This is a genomic window from Sphingomonas sp. BL-S-05, assembly GCF_055521695.1.
The window spans coordinates 799,642-820,498 of the sequence record NZ_CM145499.1 but is presented as its reverse complement, the minus strand read 5'-3'; the positions used below and the strand labels follow the sequence as shown (position 1 = coordinate 820,498).

Sequence of the window (20,857 nt, the reverse complement as noted above, 5' to 3'; positions counted from 1 at the left end):
GCCGCAAACGGATACCCTGACCATCGTTACCCCACCCGAATCCACGACCGATTCCCCCCGTGAAGGCCAGCGAATCGCCAAGCTGCTGGCGCGTGCCGGCGTTGCATCGCGCCGCTACATCGAACGCATGATCGCCGCCGGTCGCGTCGCGCTGGACGGCGTCGTCCTCGAAACGCCCGCGACCATCCTGCCCAACCTGAAGGGCGTTACCGTCGACGGGGCGCCGGTGGCCGCACCCGAACCGACCCGGCTGTTCCGCTTTCACAAGCCCGCCGGCACGTTGACCGCCGAGCGCGACGGGGCCGGGCGCGAGACGATCTATGACCGGCTGCCCAAGGGGTTGCCGCGCCTGATCCCGGTCGGGCGGCTCGACTTGAATACCGAGGGGTTGTTGCTGATGACCACCGACGGCGAATTGAAACGCCGTCTGGAACTGCCCGCGACCGGGGTCGAGCGAACCTATCGCGCGCGCGCCTATGGCGAGATCAGCCAGCAGACGCTCGAAGAGCTGATGATGGGGATCGAGATCGAGGGCGTTCGCTATGGCCCGATCAACGCCAATCTGGAACGGCGCACCGGCACCAATACCTGGATCGAGATGACGCTGACCGAGGGCAAGAACCGCGAGGTTCGCCGCGTGCTCGAACATTTGGGGCTGAAGGTGTCGCGCCTGATCCGTACGCGCTACGGTCCCTTTTTCCTCGAAGACCTGCCCGAGGGCGAGGTGGACGAGATCAAGCAGCATGAACTGGTCGCGTTCCGCAAGACGCTGGCCAACAAGCCGACCAGCAAGCCGACTCCCGAAGGCGCCGATCCGGCGGCACTGAAGGCATGGAAGCGCGCGACGCCGTTGCCGCGTCCCGAACCGGTGGCGACGGCGCGCTTCGACGAACGGCGACCCCGGACCGAACGCGACGGGCAACGGTCGGGCTTTAGCGGCCGCCGTCCCGACCGCGACGGTCCGGGCCGGCCGCAGGGGGACGGCGAGCGGCGCAGCTTCGGCGGACGTCCGCAAGGCGATGGCGAACGGCGTAGTTTCGGTTCGCGGCCAGAGGGCGACGCCGAACGGCGCAGCTTCGGCACGCGGCCGGAGCGTGCCGGTTTCGGCGATCGGTCGCGCAGCCCGGATCAGCGCCGGGTCGGTCCGCGCACCCATGCGACCGAACGCCCGGTCGAACGGCGCGACGGCTTCGATCCGCTGACCCAGGCGGGGCAGACGCCCGCCGAACGGCGTCAGCCGGGACTGGGCGACCGACGGGCCTATGGCGAGCGGCCCGACAATGCCCGCACGCGCCGTGCCGCCGCCCATGCCGATCGGCCGGGCTATGACGGAGTCGCTCGCAAACCACGCGTCGAGCGCGGCGACGCCGCACGCGGCCCGGTCGAAAAGCGGATGACGCGCGAACAGGCGGCCGATGCCGACCGGGCGAGCTTCGTTGACCGGCCGAAGCGCAAGCCGACCGGCTGGGCCAAGGCCGCGCCCTCGAACAAGCCCGCCAAGGGTAAGCCCAAAGGCGGCCGTCCGGGCGGGGGCAAGCGCTGATGCGGGTCATATCGGGCATGTGGCGCGGCCGGCCGATCGTCGCGCCGAAGGGCGATGCGACCCGTCCCACCGCCGATCGCACGCGCGAGGCACTGTTTTCGATGCTGGCCAGCCGGGTCGGCAGCTTCGACGAACTGGCGGTCGCCGATCTGTTCGCCGGATCGGGCGCCCTGGGGATCGAGGCATTGTCGCGCGGTGCCGCGACGTGCCTGTTCGTCGAACAGGACCGGGCGGCGCTCGACGCGCTGCGCGCCAATCTGACCAAGCTGGACGCGGCGGGCGGCGACGTGCGCGCGACCTCGGTGCTGGCGCTGGGCCCCGCCCCGCGTCCGCTCGACGTGGTGATGATGGACCCGCCCTATGGCAGCGGCGCCGGCGCGGTGGCGGCGGACAAGCTGGCGCGGCTCGGCTGGATCGGGCCGGCGACCTGGGTCAGCATCGAAACCGCCAAGGCCGAGCCGATCGAGCTGCCCCGCTTCACGGTCGATGCCGAGCGTGTCTATGGCAAGGCCAAGATAACGCTATTGCGACTTGCTATGAACGACGGGGATTGACGGACCGGCGCGTTCGCGGCGAAGATCGCTAGCAGACGAGGCAAAGACGGGTACCGGACGAGAAAGGATGGATAGTGCGGTCTATGCCCTGATCGTCAATGCGGTCGTCGCCGGCCTGTTTGCGGTAACATTCGCGATCATCCGCCTGTCCTATCCGGGACAGCGTTACGTCACCTATTTCGCGCTGACCTACCTGATCGGCGGGCTGACGCCGCTCAGCGAACTGGGCGTCCGGCTGACGCCGTTCACGACGCCGTTCCTGATGCTCAGCTACGGATCGTTCCTCGTCAGCATATCGATGCTGCTGCCGGGGCTGGCACTGATGGCGGGGCGGCGGCGGCCATGGCGGGCGGTTGCGCTGCTGATCCTGTGCGGCACGCTGCTGCGGGCGGCGATCTGGGACGGTCCGCGCAACGAGCTGTGGTACGAGCTGGCGTTCCAGTCGCCCTTCATGGCCGGATCCGCGCTGGCGACGTTCATCGCGGTCGACGCGGTGCGGCGGCGGCGCGACCCGCTATGGCTGGCGCTCGGCATCGCGCTGGCGCTGATGACAACCTATTTCATCATCAAGCCGCTGTTCGCGGCGGCGTTTGGATCCGGCGCGACGCCGATCGCCTATGCCGCAAGCAGCTATGCCTTGCTGTCGCAATCGGTCGGCGGGGTGCTGATCGTGACGGTCGGGTTGCTGGCGCTGTTGCTGGTCGTGCAGGGGGCGATGGGGCGGACGATCGCCGAATCGGAGACCGATCCGCTGACCGGCATCGCCAACCGGCGCGGATTCGACCGGCGGGCACAGGCGATGATGGCCGATGCCCGCGCGCGCCAGCAACCATTGGCGGCGATCCTGTTCGACCTCGACCATTTCAAGCGGGTCAACGACAATTACGGCCATGCCACCGGTGACGCGGTGCTGCGCGCCTTTGCCCGGATCCTCGCCGATCGCCTGCCCGCGAGCGCGGCGGTCGGCCGGCTGGGCGGGGAGGAGTTCGTCGCGCTGCTCGAACGCACGACGCTGCGCGGGGCGTGGCTGAGCGCGCAGACAGTGCGGACGGCGTTGTCGGAAACCTCCTCGCATCTGCCGGCGGTGACGATCAGCGCCGGGCTGGCGGTGCTGGAACCGGCGGACACGATCGACAGCCTGCTCGAACGCGCCGATCGCGCCGCCTATGCCGCGAAGGATGCCGGGCGCAACCGCATCCTGCCGGTACCCGATCCGGTCGGCGTCGAACCGAACGCCGAACCGAGCCGGGTCAGCCGGACCGGCTGACGTCAGCGGGCACGCGGAACGAGCGCGAGGCCGATCAGGCTGGCCACCCCCGCCCCGGCCAGTACCATGCCGACCGACCACAGGCCGTAATCGATCGACAACGCCTGGGCGATGCTGGGGGTCAGGCCGCCGCCGATCAAGCCGCCGATATTGAACCCCATCGACGCACCGGTATAGCGCACGCGCGCCGGGAACAGCGCGGGCAGCCACGCGCCGAGCGGACCATAGACGAAGCCCATCATCAGTAGCGCGAACGACAGCCACGCCCCGATGACGAACAACGATCCGCCGCCGATCATCGGCCCGAGCAGGCCACCCGCCAGCACCACGCCGATACAGCCGCCCGCCAGCACCCGCGTCGGCGTCGAACGGTCCGACAGCCAGCCGGCAAGCGCAATGCCCAGCGCCATGAACAGGATCGCGACCAGCTGCGTCTGCAGGAACGCACCGCGCGAATAGCCGAGCGTGGTGGTGCCGTAACCGAGCACGAAGGTCGTCGCGATATAATAGAGCGCGAAGCAGGCGATCACGCCGAAGGTGCCGGCCAGGGTCGCGCGCAAGTGACTGTCGGCCAGTTCGGCGATCGGGACGCTCGGCGGCGCTTCATGCGCCAGCGCCTGCGCAAATGCGGCGGTTTCGGTAAGTTTAACCCGGACCCACAAACCCAGCCCGACCAGCGCGACGCTGAACAGGAACGGCAGGCGCCAGCCCCAGGCGAGGAAGTCGGCCTCGGACAGGGTCAGCCCAAGCAGCAGGAACAGCCCGTTGGCGGCGATGAAGCCGACCGGCGCGCCGAGTTGCGGGACCATGCCGAACCGTCCGCGCCAGCCGGGCGGCGCATTCTCGACCGCGAGCAATGCCGCCCCACCCCATTCGCCGCCCAGCCCCAGACCCTGCGCGAACCGCAGCGTGCACAGCAGCAGCGGCGCCACCCAACCGACCTGTGCATAGGTCGGCAGGAACGCGATGAGCAGGGTCGATCCGCCCATCAGCATCAACGATGCGACCAGCGTCGACTTGCGGCCGAGCCGGTCGCCGAAATGGCCGAACACGACCGCTCCGAGCGGCCGCGCGACAAAGGCGAGACCGATGGACAGATAGCTGGCCATCAACTGCGCCGACGCGCTTTCGGACGGAAAGAACAGCGATCCGAAGACGAGGGTCGCCGCGGTCGCATAGATATAGAAGTCGTAGAATTCGACCGAGGTCCCGATCAGGCTGGCGATCAGGATGCGGCGATGGGCCAGCATTGGGCGGAGGCTTGTCATGCCCCCGCCTAACGATTTGGCACCGTTGCGCAAGAAGGTTTCCTGAACACGCAACGCTACGCAACTATTCATATAGCCGCCCCCGGCACCGGGGCCGGGGTGGCGAACCGCACCCTTTACTTCGCGCTGGCGACAGTCACCGGCTGCAACTGCGCGACCCGGACCTGGCCGTCGCGGTGCATTTCGGCGCGGCAGCGGTTTTCGTCGGCGATCCGACGTAGGCCGAGCACGTTCGAACGACAGGCCTTGAGCGACGCACGGTCGATACGCGCGTCGAGCACGCGACGGTCCTCGGCCTTGGTCAGGTCCAGTCCGGCATAGGACACGCGAGCCGAGACGGTTTCGCGCTCCTCGGCATGGGCGACGGACGTCAGACACGCGAAAGCGGTCGCCGCGAGGGCGACGATACGAATGGTCATGATGGTAGCTCCTGCGAATTCGGTGCCCGTCGCGGCAGCAGTCGTCCACGAATCGGACGCCGCCGTCCGCCGGCAACGCGCTGCTAGACCGAAATTGTTGCAACGCAGCGAACCGTCGATGGCAGGACGATGACGGTTCCGAAACAATTTCATTGCTTGTGGCGTCGGGCTTCGTTCCCTACCTGTTCGGCGATGTCGCTTGTTCCCACTCCTGCCGATCCGCCCTATCTGCGCGGGCTGAACGAACCGCAGCGTGACGCGGTGCTGACTACCGACGGCCCGGTGCTGGTGCTGGCGGGCGCAGGCACCGGCAAGACCGCGGCGCTGACCGCGCGGCTGGCGCATCTGCTCTATACCCGCAAGGCGTACCCGTCCGAAATCCTGTCGGTAACCTTCACCAACAAGGCCGCACGCGAGATGCGCGAGCGCGTCGGGCGGCTGGTCGGCGACATGGTGGAGGGGATGCCGTGGCTCGGCACCTTCCACGCGATCGGTGCCAAGATGCTGCGGCGGCACGCCGAGCTGGTCGGGCTGCAATCCAACTTCACCATCCTTGATACCGACGACCAGTTGCGACTGCTCAAGCAATTGATCGTCGCCGCGAACCTCGATGAGAAACGCTGGCCGGCGCGCAGCCTGGCCGGGCTGATCGACGGATGGAAGAACAAGGGGATGACCCCGGCCGATGTCGATGCGGGCGAAAGCGAACGCTTCGCCAACGGACGCGGCGGCGAATTGTACCAGCAATATCAGGACCGGCTGAAGGCGGTAAATGCCTGCGATTTCGGCGACCTGTTGCTGCATGTGCTGACGATCCTGCGCACGCATCGCGAGGTGCTGGCGCAATATCAGCAGCGTTTCCGCTACATCATGGTCGACGAATATCAGGACACCAACAGCGTCCAGTATCTGTGGCTGCGGTTGCTGGCGCAGGAACGCCGCAACCTGTGCTGCGTCGGCGATGACGACCAGTCGATCTATTCGTGGCGCGGTGCGCAGGTCGAGAATATCCTGCGGTTCGAGCGGGATTTCCCGGGCGCGAAGATCGTCCGGCTGGAACAGAATTACCGGTCGACCCCGCATATCCTGGGCGCGGCATCGGGCGTGATCGCGCATAATGGTGGGCGGCTTGGCAAGACGCTGTGGACCGAAACCGATGTCGGCGAGAAGGTCCGCGTCATCGGTGTGTGGGACGGACCCGAGGAAGCCCGCCGCGTCGGCGAGCTGATCGAACGCGGGCAACGCGACGGCAAGAATCTCGACCAGTTCGCGATCCTAGTCCGCGCACAGCACCAGACGCGCGAGTTCGAAGAACGCTTTATCGGCATCGGCATGCCGTACCGGATCGTCGGTGGCTTCCGCTTCTACGAACGCGCCGAGATCCGCGATGCGCTCGCCTATCTGCGCGTGGTGAACCAGCCCGCCGACGACCTCGCCTTCGAACGGATCGTCAACGTGCCCAAGCGGGGACTGGGCGACAAGGCGGTGCAGACCGTCCACCGCTTTGCCCGCGCTACCGGCTCTTCGCTGATGACCGCCGCCGCGCGAATCCTCGACACCGACGAACTGACCGGCGCGGCGCGCAAGTCGCTGGGGCGTCTGGTCGGCGACTTCGCACGCTGGCGCGACATGGCGCAGAGCCTGCCCCATGCCGAACTGGCGCGGCAGTTGCTCGACGAAAGCGGCTATACCGCCATGTATCAGGCGGAGAAGACCGCCGAGGCCGCCGGGCGGCTGGAGAATCTGACCGAACTCGTCCGGGCGATGGAGGAATATGAGTCGCTCGGTGCGTTCCTCGAACATGTCTCGCTGGTCATGGACAATGAGGCGTCGGCGGAGGAGCCGAAGGTCACGATCATGACCATCCATGCCGCCAAGGGGCTGGAGTTCGACACCGTATTCTGCGTCGGCTGGGAGGAAGGGCTGTTCCCGTCGCAGCGTTCGCTCGACGAAGGCGGCACCGCGTCGCTGGAGGAAGAGCGTCGCCTCGCCTATGTCGCGATCACCCGCGCGCGGCGGCTGGCGGTGGTGTTCCATGCCGCCAATCGTCGCATCTATGGTCAGTGGAATTCGTCGTTGCCGTCGCGGTTCGTCGGCGAACTTCCGCCCGAGCATATCGAGACGGAAACCACCATGGCGGGTGGCGAGAGCCTGTGGCGTGCCAATTGGAGCGAGCGGGCCGACCCGTTCGCCGACGTCGCGCGCGGGACGGGGCGCGGTCCGGGCTGGCAGCGCGCCGCATCGCAAGGGTCGAGCTTCACCACCACTCCGTCGCGAGTGGTCGAGGCACGGGCAAGCGCGATCAGCCTCGGCAATAAAGGGCGCAGCGATCTGTCGACCGGGCAACGCGTGTTCCATCAGAAATTCGGTTACGGCACGATCGAGACGATCGAGGGTAACAAGCTGGAAGTACAGTTCGAGAGCGCTGGACCGAAGCGGGTGCTCGACAGTTTCGTGACGCCAGGTTGATGTGTCGGTGCGCGACAAAGCCGTGCTTAACGTATGTCAGCGACCCGATTTCCATCTTGCTATATTGTTCGATCGGCAAACTACGGACCGTCAGGAGGTTCCGATGTCGATCATCGACAATACCGAATATTACCGCCGCCGGCTGGACGAGGCCCGGACACGCGCGGACAACGCGCTGCTCCCGGAAGTACGCCGCGTCCATCGCGAAATGGCGGAGCGCTACTCGGTGATGTTGCAGGATGCCGAGCGCGGCCGACCCGCTTCGCCGATACTGGGGATCGTTCCACGCGGTTGATGCGCCGTACGAAGGCGCGGCGACAGGCAACCCGCGCGCATGTCGGTCGTTCAGTTCGAGCCATTCCCGGACAAGGATTGATCGATGCCCTATGTGAAGACCCGCGACGGTACCAACCTGTTCGTAAAGGATTGGGGACAGGGTCGCCCCGTCATCCTGATCCATGGCTGGCCGCTGTCGGCCGATAGCTGGGACCCACAGGCAATGGCGCTGGCCGATGCCGGATATCGGGTCATCGCCTATGACCGGCGCGGTTTCGGCCGGTCGGATCAGCCCTGGTCGGGCTATGATTACGACAGCCTGTCCGACGATCTGGCCGATGTAATGGCCGAAACCGGCGTCAGCGACGATGCGGCACTCATCGGCTTCTCGATGGGCGGGGGCGAGGTCGCGGGCTATATGTCGCGCCATGACGGCAAGGGCGTCAGCCGGGTCGGCTTCATCGGGTCGGTCGTACCGTATATGCTGCAGACCGACGACAATCCCGATGGCATGCCGCAGGACCAGCTTCAGGAAATCGCCGATAGCATCAAGGCGGATCGGCCCAAATTCTTCCGCACCTTCTTCGACCAGTTCTACGGGGTCGGCTTCATCACAAGCCCGGTCAGCGAAGAAGTGCTCGACCTGTCGTGGAACACGGCGATGCTCGCGGGTCTCAAGCCGACATTGGCCTGTGCCGAATCGTTCGGGACCACCGACTTCCGCCCCGACCTGCCGTCGATCACCGTGCCGACGCTGATCATCCACGGCACCTCGGACCAGACCGTGCCGATCGACGCGACCGGCCGCGCGCTGGCGAAGGCGCTGCCGAATGCCGAACTGATCGAATATGACGGCGCACCGCATGGGCTGTTCGCGACCGAGAGCGACCGGCTGACCGACGACCTGCTGTCGTTCCTCGGGCGGCGGTAACGACCGGCGTCATCCCGGCGCAGGCCGGGATGACGCCGCCAAAGCCCAAACCAATACCCCCCAAGCCGATCTGCATTGCCCCGGCCCAACAGCGGACCTAAACCCCCACCCCATGTCCGCGTCCCCGCACCCCTTCGCCATCCCCGCGTTTCGCGCCTATTTCCTCGCCCGGCTGTCGAACACGCTGGCGCAGATCGCGATGGTCGTCGTCATCGGATGGCAGGTGTACGACATCGCCCGCGAGACGATGACGATCCGGCAATCGGCGTTTCAGCTTGGGTTGATCGGCGTGGCGCAGTTTTTGCCGCTGCTTGTCCTGTCACTGGTAGCGGGTTGGGTCGCCGACCGGATCGACCGGCGCTGGATCGCGCGCGGATCGGTTGCGCTGGAGGGGAGCTGCGCGCTGCTGCTCGCCTGGCTGACCTATAGCGGCGGCATCACCCTGCCGTGGTTGTTCTTCGTCGCGGCGATGCTAGGCGTCGCGCGCGCCTTTGCCGGGCCGGCGTTGCAGGCGCTCGCCCCCAATCTGGTCCCCGCAGCCGTATTGCCGACGGCGATCGCGATGAGTTCGATCGCGTGGCAGGGCGGATCGGTGCTGGGGCCGGCAATGGGCGGCTATCTCTATGCCGCCGGCCATTACGTCCCCTATGCGGTGTCGGCCGGGCTGTTCCTGTTCGGGCTGGCCATGCTGTTCCTGATCCCGCCGATCCCGCGCGCGGTGATCGCCGGGAAGGCCAATCCGTGGCGGCAGATGCTCGACGGATTGTCCTATGTCCGGCGTAACCGGCTGGTATTCGGGGCGATCTCGCTCGACCTGTTCGCGGTGCTGCTGGGCGGAGCGACGGCGATGCTGCCCATCTATGCCCGCGATATCCTGCAGATCGGCGCGGACGGCCTCGGCCATCTCCGCGCCGCGCCAGCGCTGGGCGCGGTGGTCGTCGCCGCGGTGTTCGCGGTGAAGCCGTTGTCGAAGGAGGTCGGCGCCAAGATGCTGTTGTCGGTCATGGGCTTCGGCGCCGCCACCGCGCTGTTCGGCCTGTCCGCGCCGCTGCTGCTCCCGCTTTTCGGGCAGGCGGCGATCGGCAGCGACTTTGCGCCTGCCGTGCTGCTGGCACTCGCCGCGCTGTTCGTGGTCGGGGCGACCGACATGGTTTCGGTCTATGTCCGCCAGTCGCTGATCCAACTGCACACGCCGGACGCGATGCGCGGGCGGGTCGGTGCGGTGTCGACCCTGTTCGTATCGGGTTCGAACGAACTGGGCGAGGCGCGCTCGGGCTTCCTCGCCGCGCTGGTCGGGCCGGTCGTGGCCGTCGCGGGCGGCGGGGTGCTGGCGATCGGCGTCACCATGCTCTGGTCGAAACTCTTCCCCGAACTGCGCGCCGCGCGTAGCTTCACGCCCCCCAAAGATCTCGAAGTCACGGCTAAGGAGACCCAGCCATGAAGGCCGATACCATCCTGCAAACGATCGGGAATACGCCGCATATCCGCGTCCGCCGGCTGTTCGGCGATGCCGAGGTCTGGATCAAGTCCGAACGGTCGAACCCCGGCGGGTCGATCAAGGACCGCATCGCGCTCGCCATGATCGAGGCGGCCGAGGCATCGGGCGACCTGAAGCCCGGCGGCACGATCATCGAACCGACCAGCGGCAACACCGGCGTCGGGCTGGCGATGGTCGCGGCGGTCAAGGGATACAAGCTGATCCTCGTCATGCCCGAGAGCATGAGCATCGAGCGCCGCCGGCTGATGCTGGCCTATGGCGCGACCTTCGACCTGACCCCGCGCGAAAAGGGGATGAAGGGCGCGATCGAGCGCGCACATGAACTCGCGGCCGAGACGCCGGATGCGTGGATCCCGCAACAGTTCGAAAATCCTGCGAACATCGATGTCCATGTACGTACCACCGCACAGGAAATCCTGAACGACTTCGCCGATGCGCCGATCGACGTGATCATCACCGGCGTCGGCACCGGCGGCCATATCACCGGCGTCGCCGAGACGCTGAAGGCGCAGTGGCCGAATCTGAAGGTCTATGCGGTCGAGCCCGACCTTTCGCCGGTCATCTCGGGCGGGCAGCCGGGTCCGCACCCGATCCAGGGCATCGGCGCGGGCTTCGTCCCCGCCAACCTCCACACCCGCGCGATCGATGGCGTCATCAAGGTCGATGCCGGTGTGGCCAAGGACATGGCACGACGCTCGGCGCGCGAAGAGGGGATGCTGGTCGGCATCTCGTCGGGCGCGACGCTGGCGGCGATCCTGCAGAAGCTGCCCGATTTGCCCGATGGCGTCCGTGTGCTGGGCTTCAACTATGACACCGGCGAACGCTATCTGTCGGTCCCCGACTTCCTGCCCGAACAATGAGCGACGCGGCGGTGGTCGAACGAAGCAGGATCGGCAGCGGATCGATCGCGGTCGACGGCGTCCTCGTGGCGCTGTCGGTCGCGGCGGTCGCCGTGCCCGCGATCCTGATCCGGTCGACCCCGCCGAACCGCGCTGCCGCACAACAGAAGGAGCAACGGCGGCAGGCGGCAGCGCCGTCGCCCGAAGCACCCCCTCCCCCGGTCGAACCGATCGAATATCGTGCGCTGGAGCCGGACGACGCCCGTGTCTTCAATGCGAAGGTGCCGTTCGTTACCGGTCCCAATCCGGCGGCGCGGCCGTTCCGCTTTACCGGTGACGTCGACAACCGCACCCGCGCGACCGACTGCCTTGCCGCCGCCGTCCTCTACGAAGCGGGCGATGACGCAAAGGGGCAGCGCGCGGTCGCGCAGGTCGTGCTCAACCGGCTGCGCCATCCGGCCTTCCCCAAGAGCGTGTGCGGCGTGGTGTTTCAGGGGTCGGAACGGACCACCGGTTGCCAGTTCACCTTCACCTGCGACGGTGCGCTCGCCCGCGTCTATCCGCAGCCCTTTTGGGACCGTGCGCGCAAGGTCGCGGCGGCGGCGCTGGCGGGCAGCGTCTATGCGCCGGTCGGCTATGCGACGCATTACCATACCGACTGGGTCGTCCCCTATTGGCAATCGAGCCTCGACAAGATCGCGGCGGTCGACACGCATCTGTTCTTCCGCTGGGCCGGATGGTGGGGCACGCCGGGCGCATTCCGCCGGGTGGTCGGCACGGTCGAGCCGCGGATCGAACAGCTTGCGCCCTATTCCGCCGCGCACAAGCTGCCCGAAGTGCTGGCGGTCGAACAGGAGGCGGGCGTGCTGACCGGCAGCTTCGCCCCCGCCGCGTTGCCCCGCCCGAGCAGCGACGACCCGGTCACCTTCCTCGTGCCGTTGGACAGCTTGACCCCCGACAAATGGCCGGCCCTTGCGCAAGCGACCTGTGGCGAGCGGACGCGGTGCAAGTTCCTCGGGTGGCGCGATCCCGTCGCCGTCCCAGCGCGTGCCGGGCTGGCATGGGAGCCAGCCGCGCTCAATACCATGTCGTTCAGCTATCTCCGCGATCGGGGTGCGGGCGTCGAGAAACAGTTGTGGAATTGCCAGCTCGTCTCGCGGCCCGCCGCATCGTGCATGCGCCGCGCCCTGCCCGCCCCGCCACCCGCCGCGCGGAGCGAGGTGCCGCCGCTTTCGGGCGTACGCCGGACCGGCGATCCGGTTGCCGCCCCGTCAGCGGAGTAGGGTCGCGGCCAGCCGCTCGGCATCGTCGATCGCGACATCGACGATGTTCGGCCGGCCCAACCCCTTGGCACCGGCCGTATCGACATGGACGGTCGCCAACCCGAGCAGCCGCTGCAACACCGACCGCCGCACCGACACCGCCTGGATACGGGCGAGCGGCACGATCCACACCTGTTTGGACAGGACGCCGCGCATCACCTGCAACGTATCGCCGACGATCGCATAGCGGTGCCGCCGCCGCGCCAGCACGGCGAGGACGACCGGGATCGGCACCAGCAGCAGCGCCAACCCCGCCAGCGGCAGGAAGAATGTCGCGGCGATCACCACGATCAACGGCACCCCGCCGCGCACGATCGCGGTCCGTACGACGTGCCCGAACGCGACCGGGCGGAGCGGCAGCGGATCGAACGGGGCATAGCCCGCCGCCGCCAGCACCTGCGCAACCTCATCCTCGCGCGCGAACGGAGCGACGGTCTGCCGCCCGCCGACATCGTCGCTGCCGCCCAGCGTCTGCAACCGCAGCCCGTTCCAGCCCAGCCGCCCGCTGACCATGCCCCGTTCGATCAGCGCAAGCTGGACGCGGCGCAGGCTCAGCACGATTTCGGTCCGGGTGGCCAGGCCCCGGACCCGACGCAGCCGATCGCCTTCGCGCTCCAGCCGGAACCCATATTCGACCAGCAGGGTGCGCAGGACGCCGCTGATCGCGCCGACCAGCACCGCAACGACTGCCGCCATCGCCGCGAACAACGGCGTGGCAAGCGCCATCGCCTCCTGCCGCGCGACACCGGCCCAGTCGCGGACATCGATCCAGTTCCATCCGATCACGTCGCCGACCTGATTCAAACCTGCGAACAACAGACCGACCCAGACCAGCGAGAAACCGAACACCCCCATCGTCAGGACCCGCCGGGGCGACATGGCGAACACGACGTCGCGTACCGGTGCCTCCGCGGCGGCATCGACGACGACCGACGGCACGGTCCCGCGCAGAACCGCGCGGAGCCGCGCCGCTTCGCTCAGCGTCACACTGTCGAGCGTCGCCTCGTCCGCTTCGCCACCGCCGGTCTCGATCCGCACCCGCGCCAGCCCGAACGGTCGCGCCAGCAGCTTCTGGTCGATCGACACGTCCTGGATGCGTTCGAACGGGATCGACCGGCGCTTGCGATGCAGAACGCCGTCCGCGATCGTCAACGCACCATCGGCGATGGTGTAGGTGAAGGATCGCCACCGTATCCAGGTAAACAGCCCCGCCCCGATCACCAGCGCGGCGACGATGCCGAGCATGACACCGACGCCGGAACGCGATGTGGCCGCGGCGAGCGCCACCAGTCCGGCAACCTGTTGCGGTGCCTTGGTAACGATGCGCAGCGCGATGGTGCCGGGATGCAGCCGGCGCGGCCCCTCATTCACCACGGCGATGCTTCGATCGCGCTGCGAATGCGGTCGCGGACCATTTCGGCCTGTTCGCGGGCCAGGCCGGGCACGGTGACCAGACTATGGTCGGTACCGGCGGTGTGCAGGACCAGGGTCGCGACGCCGCATCCGCGCTCGATCGGCCCCTGGGTCAGGTCGATATGCTGTACCCGGCCGATCGGCACGATGGTATGCACCCGTGTCAGCCAGCCATGCGCGATATGCAGTTCGCGTTCGTCGAGCGCGAACCCCCAATGGACGAAGCGACGCTGTGGCGCGATCCCGACCAGCCACAGCGCGATGGCGATCGCCACGGCCCCCGCGATCCCGTTCGGCCAGCCCTGTCGATACAGGATCGCCTCCCCCACACCGCCGACGACCAGAATGATGAGGGCGGTCACCGCTGCCCGCCAGCGCAGGACGGTGACGAACCGCCGGTCGAGCGGCGCGAGCGAAAGGGGCATGTGGTCCATCGCAGTGTGATAGGCAGGCAATACGGCGCGCTCAAGCGAATCCGGCGGCGGTGCCCCACGCCTCTTGTGCGCGGACGCATGGGGGGCCATAGCGCCCGCGACAACTCCCCATTCGGACTTGAGGCAACTCCCATGAAACTCCGCATCGTCGTGACGCTCAAGAACGGCGTACTCGATCCGCAGGGCAAGGCGATCGAACATGCGCTGGCCTCGCTCGGCTTTGCGGGCGTGGGCGAAGCGCGGGTCGGCAAGCTGATCGAACTGGAGGTAGCCGATGGCACCGACGACGAGACGATCGATGCGATGTGCCGCAAGCTGCTCGCCAATACGGTGATCGAAAACTATCGGGTCGAACGGGCATGAAGACCGCCGTCATCGTCTTTCCGGGGTCGAACTGCGACCGCGACATCGCGGTGGCGCTGGAATCGGTCACCGGCACCGCGCCGACCATGGTGTGGCACCGCGACACCGACCTGCCGGACGATATCGGGCTGGTCGCGGTGCCGGGCGGCTTCTCCTATGGCGACTATCTGCGCTCGGGCGCGATCGCGGCACGCTCGCCGGTGATGCGCGCGGTGGTCGATGCGGCGGGCAAGGGTCTGCCGGTCCTCGGCATCTGCAACGGCTTCCAGATCCTGACCGAAGCGGGTTTGCTGCCGGGCGCGCTGATGCGCAATCGCGGCCTGTCCTTCGTCTGTCGCGACGTCGCGCTGCGCGTGGGCGAGACCAAATCGGCCTTCACCAGCGGCTATCGCCCCGGCGACACGATCCGCGTGCCGGTGGCGCATCATGACGGCAACTATGTCGCCGACGATGCGACGCTAGACCGGATCGAGGGCGAGGGTCAGGTGGCGTTCCGCTATGCCGAGCCGGTCAACGGATCGGCGCGCGACATTGCCGGACTGGTCAATGCCGGGGGCAATGTGCTGGGCATGATGCCGCACCCCGAACGGCGCATCGAAGCCGCGCATGGCGGCCGCGACGGTCGCGCGCTGTTCGAAGGGTTGCTGGCGCGAGTCGGCGCCTGAACTACCGCGACCGGCGCTCGCCCGCAAAGGGGGAGAAGTCGGTCGCGGCATCGAACACGTCGACGCCTTCGCGCCGCTTCAGCCAGCCGACCACGGCATAGGTGACCGGCGTCAGCACGACTTCCCAGCCGACCTTCATCGCCCAGTTGGTCACCATGACGGTCAATACCTGCTGCGTCGGCCAGACACCCGCAAACGCCAGCGGATAGAAGATCACGCTGTCGACCGCCTGCCCCACCACCGTCGATCCGACCGTACGGGTCCATAGCGCGCGGCCGCCCGTCCAGATCTTCATCCGGGCAAGGACATAGGCGTTGACGAACTCGCCGGCCCAGAAGGCGGCGATCGAGGCGAAGACGATGCGCGGCACCTGTCCGAACACGGTTTCATAGGCACCCTGCCCGACCCAGCCGGGCGCCGGCGGCATGGCGACGACCGTGGCCGCCATGAACGCCATGAACAGCAGCGCGGCGAACCCGACCCAGATGCACCGTCGCGCACGGGCATAGCCATAGACTTCGGTCAGCACGTCGCCGATCACATAGGACACCGGAAAGAACAGGATGCCCGCGCCGAACACGAACGGCGTGCCGGCGATATCGATCGCCGCGACCTTCCCCGCGCCGATGATGTTCGACAGCAACAGGATGGCGACGAACGCCGCCATGACGATATCGAAATGGCGAAACCCCTGCGCCGGAAGCGTATCGGCGTCGATTCGGGACAAGGGGGGATCGAACGGTTCGTGCATGGCGGCGTTATGATAGCGGTTCCGCTCCGTCGCAATCCACGCTAACGAAGCGCCGGGCACCCGTAGCTCAGCTGGATAGAGCAAGGAGCTTCTACCTCCTTGGTCGGGGGTTCGAATCCCTCCGGGTGCGCCATACAGCCGCAGTATCGACTTCAGGATAACGACATGGGCATTCTCGCCTCGATCGTTCTGGTCAAGCGACTGGCCGACGATGGCGGCGCCCGGGTGAACCATCTTACCGAATGGCGCACAGTGCGGATTGCGCGTCGTCAGGATCGTATGTCGAGATCGACATGCACCCGAATAGCGTCGTGGCGCCAATATTCGTGATCGTATTCGACGACCCGCCCATCGGCATCGAGGCTGGTCCGAACCACGAGCAGGCCGGGGGTTCCGGGCTTGGCGTAAAGCATATCGGCGATCGAGGTGGTCAGCGCGCAGGGGCGCATGTCGACCCGGTTGCGTACCACCGTCAGACCATATTCGGCGCCGAGAATGCGGGTGAGCGAATTGGCGAGATCATGCCGCTCCAGCCCCGGAGCAAGGGCGGGATTGACGACGATCCGTTCGATCAGCACGGCACGATCGTCGATCGAGCGTCGACGGGTGACATGATGCAGCGGCGTACCCGGAGCGACACGGAAAATGTCCGCCACCCCGGAAGAGGCCGCCATGCTGTCGATCGACAGCACCTCGGTCGACGGGACGCGTTGCTGTTCGATGACATAGGCCATGAAGCCGGTCCAGCGGGTCGGATCATAGGTAATCGCCGGTGGCGAAACATACCAGCCGCTGCGGTCGCGGCGATAGATCAGCCCCTCGGCCTCCAACTGGAACAGCGCCTCGCGGATCGTCCCGCGCGCGGTGCCGGTGTCGGTCTGCAACTGGCGTTCCGACGGCAGGCGTGCGCCGGCCGGTAGCTTTCCCATCGCGATCGCGTTTGCGATCTGGTCGCGTAGCGTCAGATAATGCGGACGACCGTCCTCCACCCCGCGCGCGCCCAGCAATGTCAGTCCCGATGGCATCGACGATGTGCGACCTCTGCGAACGATCGCTGCTGCTAGACCGCATGGCAGCGATGCTCAACCCTCCGCCCCGAACGGGCGACCGGGAACATCCGGCGGATGCTTCCGGTCGCCCCGCGGCAGGATCAAAAGACCATGCTGGTCCGCAGCAGGAAGGTGCGGCCCGGCTCCATATAGTCCTTCTGATAACTCGGATTGTCGCCCTTGGTCGTATAAAAGCGCCAGTCATTCAACAGATTCGCCACATCGAAATCGACCGCGAACCGCGACGACAGCGTGACGCGCGAGTGGAAGTCGACGCTGCGATTGTGCTGGACCCATTTGTCGACGGCGTTGTCGCGAAGATCCTCGATATACTTACCGCGATAATTGTACGACAGCTTCATCTGCAAGGCGCGGTTCTGATAGGTGATCGCCGCATTGTAGAGCAGATGCGGCGTGTTCACGAACCGCATCTTGCGGCCTTCGCGATACGCCTGCCCGCTATCGGCGGCGCTATGCTGCACCGTGACATTGCCCTCCAGCCCGAAGCCGTCGAACGGCGGGGCTAAGCCACGCAACTGCTTGATGACGTTCAGTTCGATGCCGTGAATCTCGGCCGTCTTGCCGTTCTGCGGCTGTGTGACCTCGATCGTGCCCTGTTGGGTATCGGCGTTGATCTGGTTGCCGTTGGTGAAGATGAAATAGTCGATATGTTTGTAGAAGGTCGCGACCGACACCATGCTGGCCGCGTCGGGATACCATTCCGCCGACAGGTCTAGATTGGTCGAGCGGGCGGGCTTCAGGTCCGGGTTGCCGCGGCTGATCGATAGGATCTCTCGCGTCGCCGGGTCGCGCGCGATCGATTGGCCTGACGACAAGTTGCTGTATTCAGGGGGCGAATAGCCGGTCCATATGGCGCCACGGACAACATGCCGCTCATCGGGGCGCCAATTGGCGGTCAGGCTGGGCAACAGCAGCGTATAGCCGCGCGACGTGCTGTCGAAGCCGCTGGCCGCGCTATCGTCGGACCAGAAGCGGTTGTAAGTGTCGCGATGCTCGACCCGCGCGCCGGTGACGACGCCGAGATCGCCGAGCTTCAGCTTGGCCAGCGCATAGCCAGCATAGACGGCCTCGCGCCCCTTCTTGTCGTCGCGCAGCAACGCATCGCCGGTCGCCCGGTTACCAGGTTGGGCGGCGATCGCGGCGGTGATGGCGGACAGGACCGCACCACGGCCCATCACCGGGCCATAATAATATTCGCCGTGCAGGATGCTGGGCACGACCTTCTGGATCAGGCCCGACGCGGCCAGCGACTTGCCGTCCAGCGGCGTATCGGAAAAATCGCCTTCCCATATCGGCGTCGAGTCATAGTTGCGCGCGGAGCGGATCCACTTGGCACCGACCTGAACATGGTCGATCAGCCCGCCGACGTCGTAGCGCGCATCGACCTTCGCGGCCCAGCGGTCGTCGCTTTGCTTCCAGCGGCTCAAGCTGGCGCCGTCGAGGGGGAGCAGCGAGGGATCGCGTTCGACATTGACCGCATAGGCCGGCATTCCCGGATGCGGAAAGCGGGGATCGTGCGACACCCAATCGAGGCCGGTGGCATTGAGTGGATAGGTGCAGGCGTCGCAATTATAGCCGACGCTATACGATCCGGGCTGCACCTGATCACCGAAGCTGTAGCTGAGATCATAGGTGAGCGTCAGCCGGTCGAAGGCGCTGTTGCCGCCGATCTGGACGGTTGCCAGTTGCTGACGAACGTCCTGCGTTTCGAAGGTGCGGGCGAACTGGAAGATCTTCGGGTCCCACACGCCCGACCGGCCGTTCAGCGACCAGTACTGCTTCGACTTGCGGTCGGCGTCGGTGATCCGCCCGTCGCCATCGGCATCGACGATCTGCGCCGTCGTATAGCCGTAGATGTTGCCCAATTTCGCATCGCGCCCGATGATCATGTCCTCCGGCTGGCGCAGGCTGGTGTCTTCCTGGTCCACCTGCGTCAGCCGCGGGCTGGTGCGGTTACGATAGTCCGTGTAATCGTTCGTCCCGACCTTGTCGGCGCGCGCATATTGTCCGCGCAGATACAATTGCGTCGCCGTTCCATGATAGTCGAACGACAGGTTTCCGCCCCAGCGCGTCTGCCTGAAGCGCCGGTAGTCGAGATCGATCCCCGGCAGGTGGATATTGTCCTGCGAAATCGTCTCCGTCGCATTCTTGCGCCAGATATACGGCTCCCATTCGCCGTCATTCTCCGTTTCCTGGCTGTTGCCGTGCGAGACGCCGTAATTGGCCGACAGGAATATGCCGAACCGATCGTCGGCAAACCGGCGGCCGATGTCGAACTGCCCTTGGTACAGTCCGGCCTTCTCCCCCGCGCTGCGCGCATTGCTGTTGAACCCGCCGCTCAGCCACGCACGCATCACCTTGCCGTCCGTGAAGTCGAAGGCGGTCGGCGTGCGGAAGTTGATCGTCCCGCCGATCGCATCGCCATCCTGATCGGGGGTCAGCGTCTTGGTCACGCGAATTTCCGCCAAGCCATAGGGCGGCAACAGGTTCAGCGAGACGTCGCGGCTGCCCGGATCGGTCTGCGCCACCCGCACGCCGTTGATGAAGGTAGCGTTATACGTACCCGACAGACCCCGGATCGTGACATACTGCCCCTCGCCCGTCTCCTGGTTGACGATCACGCTGACGCCGGGGACGCGTGCCAGCGCGTCGGCGACGGTAGCGTCGGGAATCTTGCCCAGATCGTCGGCGCTGATGACCTCGACCACCGACACTGCGGCCTTCTTGGCCTCCAAAGCCTTTTGTGCGCTGAGCCGCTGACCGTTGACGACGATATCGCGGTCGGTGTCCCCGGCGTCCTGGGCCCGTGCGACGACCGGCGCCAGCATCGCCAGCATCGAGCCTCCCAGCACCGCGACCCGCATACGCTTCAGACCTGTGAACTGCTGCATGAACTCCCCCTTCGCCCGATGAGCGGCGATCCCGATGGCTGTCGCTGAGACGAGCGGGCGGCGGCGCACGATCGTTCGCCGGACGATGAATCCGTGGCGAGGACGTAGGGAGCGACCATACCCGCGACAGAAACCGCAGCGACACGCTTCCGTCGCATCTGGTATAGTCCAGTAGTTGTGACGTCGCCGTTACAGCGGAAACGCGACTCCCGGTGTATTCACGTAACGACTTCGGTCGTCGCTGTTTTTTCCTTCGCGATCATCGCCGCGATCAGCGGACGATAGGATTCGAGCGCGGCGACCGGGCAGCCGGTCCGCTTGCCCCAATCGTCGAAGCGGCGAAGCTCGATCGCCGCCGCGAAGAACGGATCGGCACGGAATTGTGCAACTTCCGCATCCGTCATCGCGCCGCCCTGCACCTTCACGCTGAGCAACGATGCGTCGCTCAACGTCGCGCGATACTCGGCGTCGACCGCGCAAAGATAGCGCTTGGCGGCGACATGCAGGCGAATCGGCTCGGTCACTGCTGGAGGAAAATAGCCCGCCAGCGCTGCGGCGCCGACATCTTCGTGACGCGCATCGCGTCCGTGACGCTCACCGTCATTCCCGGCCGGTTGAAGCATCCGGCCGATATCGTGGAGCAAGGCCGCAACGACCAACGTGTCGGGACAGTCATGATCCCGTGCGAGTTGCGCGCATTGCAGCGCGTGGTCGAGCTGCGAGACGTTCTCGCCATAGCCTTCGGCGCCATGTCGCTCAAAAACGGCGAAGATTTCCGCCACCATCCCGTCCGGCCCAGTCATCCGTCGTCGTCCTTATCGCTTCTTAGGCCCGGAGCGCGCGCAATAGCCGCCCCGCGCTGGCTGTCGTCAAAGCGTAAGATA

19 protein-coding genes and 1 tRNA gene are annotated in these 20,857 nt (G+C 66.5%); 12 read left to right on the top strand and 8 right to left on the bottom strand.

Annotated features, from left to right (window positions below; all coding sequences use genetic code 11):
- Positions 1–16: 16 nt before the first annotated feature.
- The 3 genes from ACZ1JS_RS03555 (at position 17) to ACZ1JS_RS03545 (ending at position 3,364) form a co-directional block, all read left to right on the top strand.
- On the top strand, positions 17–1,543 hold the full coding sequence (locus ACZ1JS_RS03555) for a pseudouridine synthase (RefSeq protein WP_465168623.1): 1,527 nt from the start codon (positions 17–19) through the stop codon (positions 1,541–1,543).
- The gene (rsmD, locus tag ACZ1JS_RS03550; protein ID WP_465167739.1) at positions 1,543–2,097 is read left to right on the top strand and encodes a 16S rRNA (guanine(966)-N(2))-methyltransferase RsmD; all 555 of its coding nucleotides are present in this window, start codon (positions 1,543–1,545) and stop codon (positions 2,095–2,097) included. Before ACZ1JS_RS03555 ends, rsmD begins: the two co-directional genes overlap by 1 nt.
- 67 nt (positions 2,098–2,164) lie before the next feature.
- The gene (locus tag ACZ1JS_RS03545; RefSeq protein ID WP_465167738.1) at positions 2,165–3,364 is read left to right on the top strand and encodes a GGDEF domain-containing protein; all 1,200 of its coding nucleotides are present in this window, start codon (positions 2,165–2,167) and stop codon (positions 3,362–3,364) included.
- 2 nt (positions 3,365–3,366) lie between these two features.
- On the opposite strand, the gene ACZ1JS_RS03540 is transcribed toward ACZ1JS_RS03545, so the two are convergent.
- Both ACZ1JS_RS03540 and ACZ1JS_RS03535 read right to left on the bottom strand, forming a co-directional pair.
- On the bottom strand, positions 3,367–4,632 hold the full coding sequence (locus ACZ1JS_RS03540; RefSeq protein ID WP_465167737.1) for an MFS transporter: 1,266 nt from the start codon (positions 4,630–4,632) through the stop codon (positions 3,367–3,369).
- Between the two features lie 116 nt (positions 4,633–4,748).
- Positions 4,749–5,051, bottom strand: coding sequence for a UrcA family protein (locus ACZ1JS_RS03535; protein ID WP_465167736.1), 303 nt, complete (start codon positions 5,049–5,051; stop codon positions 4,749–4,751).
- 192 nt (positions 5,052–5,243) lie between these two features.
- On the opposite strand from ACZ1JS_RS03535, the gene ACZ1JS_RS03530 reads away from it, so the two are divergent.
- The 6 genes from ACZ1JS_RS03530 to ACZ1JS_RS03505 all read left to right on the top strand — a co-directional run bounded on the left by ACZ1JS_RS03530 (position 5,244) and on the right by ACZ1JS_RS03505 (position 12,347).
- The gene (locus ACZ1JS_RS03530; RefSeq protein WP_465167735.1) at positions 5,244–7,520 is read left to right on the top strand and encodes an ATP-dependent helicase; all 2,277 of its coding nucleotides are present in this window, start codon (positions 5,244–5,246) and stop codon (positions 7,518–7,520) included.
- Between the two features lie 103 nt (positions 7,521–7,623).
- Positions 7,624–7,815 (top strand): hypothetical protein, encoded by a 192-nt coding sequence (locus ACZ1JS_RS03525; protein ID WP_465167734.1) that lies wholly within the window; start codon positions 7,624–7,626, stop codon positions 7,813–7,815.
- A gap of 84 nt (positions 7,816–7,899) precedes the next feature.
- A complete protein-coding gene (locus ACZ1JS_RS03520; RefSeq protein ID WP_465167733.1) occupies positions 7,900–8,727 on the top strand; it encodes an alpha/beta fold hydrolase in 828 nt (275 codons plus the stop codon).
- A gap of 112 nt (positions 8,728–8,839) precedes the next feature.
- Positions 8,840–10,168, top strand: coding sequence for an MFS transporter (locus ACZ1JS_RS03515; RefSeq protein WP_345876787.1), 1,329 nt, complete (start codon positions 8,840–8,842; stop codon positions 10,166–10,168).
- Positions 10,165–11,085 (top strand): cysteine synthase A, encoded by a 921-nt coding sequence (gene cysK / locus ACZ1JS_RS03510; protein WP_345876786.1) that lies wholly within the window; start codon positions 10,165–10,167, stop codon positions 11,083–11,085. The genes ACZ1JS_RS03515 and cysK overlap by 4 nt, the downstream gene beginning before the upstream one ends.
- Entirely contained in the window at positions 11,082–12,347 is a 1,266-nt protein-coding gene (locus ACZ1JS_RS03505; protein ID WP_465167732.1) for a cell wall hydrolase, read from the top strand. The genes cysK and ACZ1JS_RS03505 overlap by 4 nt, the downstream gene beginning before the upstream one ends.
- On the opposite strand, the gene ACZ1JS_RS03500 is transcribed toward ACZ1JS_RS03505, so the two are convergent.
- Complete coding sequence (locus tag ACZ1JS_RS03500; RefSeq protein WP_465167731.1) at positions 12,336–13,760, bottom strand: PH domain-containing protein; 1,425 nt, start codon at positions 13,758–13,760, stop codon at positions 12,336–12,338. The two genes, ACZ1JS_RS03505 and ACZ1JS_RS03500, sit on opposite strands and share 12 nt — an antisense overlap.
- A complete protein-coding gene (locus ACZ1JS_RS03495) occupies positions 13,754–14,233 on the bottom strand; it encodes a PH domain-containing protein (RefSeq protein ID WP_465167730.1) in 480 nt (159 codons plus the stop codon). The genes ACZ1JS_RS03500 and ACZ1JS_RS03495 overlap by 7 nt, the downstream gene beginning before the upstream one ends.
- 132 nt (positions 14,234–14,365) lie before the next feature.
- On the opposite strand from ACZ1JS_RS03495, the gene purS reads away from it, so the two are divergent.
- Both purS and purQ read left to right on the top strand, forming a co-directional pair.
- Positions 14,366–14,596, top strand: coding sequence for a phosphoribosylformylglycinamidine synthase subunit PurS (gene purS, locus ACZ1JS_RS03490; RefSeq protein WP_242116258.1), 231 nt, complete (start codon positions 14,366–14,368; stop codon positions 14,594–14,596).
- Positions 14,593–15,261, top strand: a complete 669-nt coding sequence (purQ, locus tag ACZ1JS_RS03485) for a phosphoribosylformylglycinamidine synthase subunit PurQ (protein WP_465167729.1) — start codon at positions 14,593–14,595, stop codon at positions 15,259–15,261. The genes purS and purQ overlap by 4 nt, the downstream gene beginning before the upstream one ends.
- Position 15,262: 1 nt before the next feature.
- Here the strand turns inward: purQ and ACZ1JS_RS03480 are convergent, their stop codons facing one another.
- Complete coding sequence (locus ACZ1JS_RS03480; protein ID WP_465167728.1) at positions 15,263–16,012, bottom strand: queuosine precursor transporter; 750 nt, start codon at positions 16,010–16,012, stop codon at positions 15,263–15,265.
- A gap of 56 nt (positions 16,013–16,068) precedes the next feature.
- On the opposite strand from ACZ1JS_RS03480, the gene ACZ1JS_RS03475 reads away from it, so the two are divergent.
- Positions 16,069–16,145: transfer RNA gene (locus ACZ1JS_RS03475), tRNA-Arg, on the top strand.
- A 136-nt stretch (positions 16,146–16,281) separates the two neighbouring features.
- Here the strand turns inward: ACZ1JS_RS03475 and ACZ1JS_RS03470 are convergent.
- The 3 genes from ACZ1JS_RS03470 to ACZ1JS_RS03460 form a co-directional block, all read right to left on the bottom strand.
- Positions 16,282–17,037 carry a UTRA domain-containing protein gene (locus ACZ1JS_RS03470; RefSeq protein ID WP_465167727.1) on the bottom strand — a complete coding sequence of 252 codons (756 nt, stop codon included), beginning with the start codon at positions 17,035–17,037 and terminating at the stop codon, positions 16,282–16,284.
- Positions 17,038–17,162: 125 nt separating this feature from the next.
- Positions 17,163–19,973 carry a TonB-dependent receptor gene (locus ACZ1JS_RS03465; protein ID WP_465167726.1) on the bottom strand — a complete coding sequence of 937 codons (2,811 nt, stop codon included), beginning with the start codon at positions 19,971–19,973 and terminating at the stop codon, positions 17,163–17,165.
- Positions 19,974–20,191: 218 nt separating this feature from the next.
- Positions 20,192–20,776: an HD domain-containing protein gene (locus ACZ1JS_RS03460; RefSeq protein WP_465167725.1), complete on the bottom strand. Its 585-nt coding sequence runs from the start codon at positions 20,774–20,776 to the stop codon at positions 20,192–20,194.
- Between the last annotated feature and the right edge of the window lie 81 nt (positions 20,777–20,857).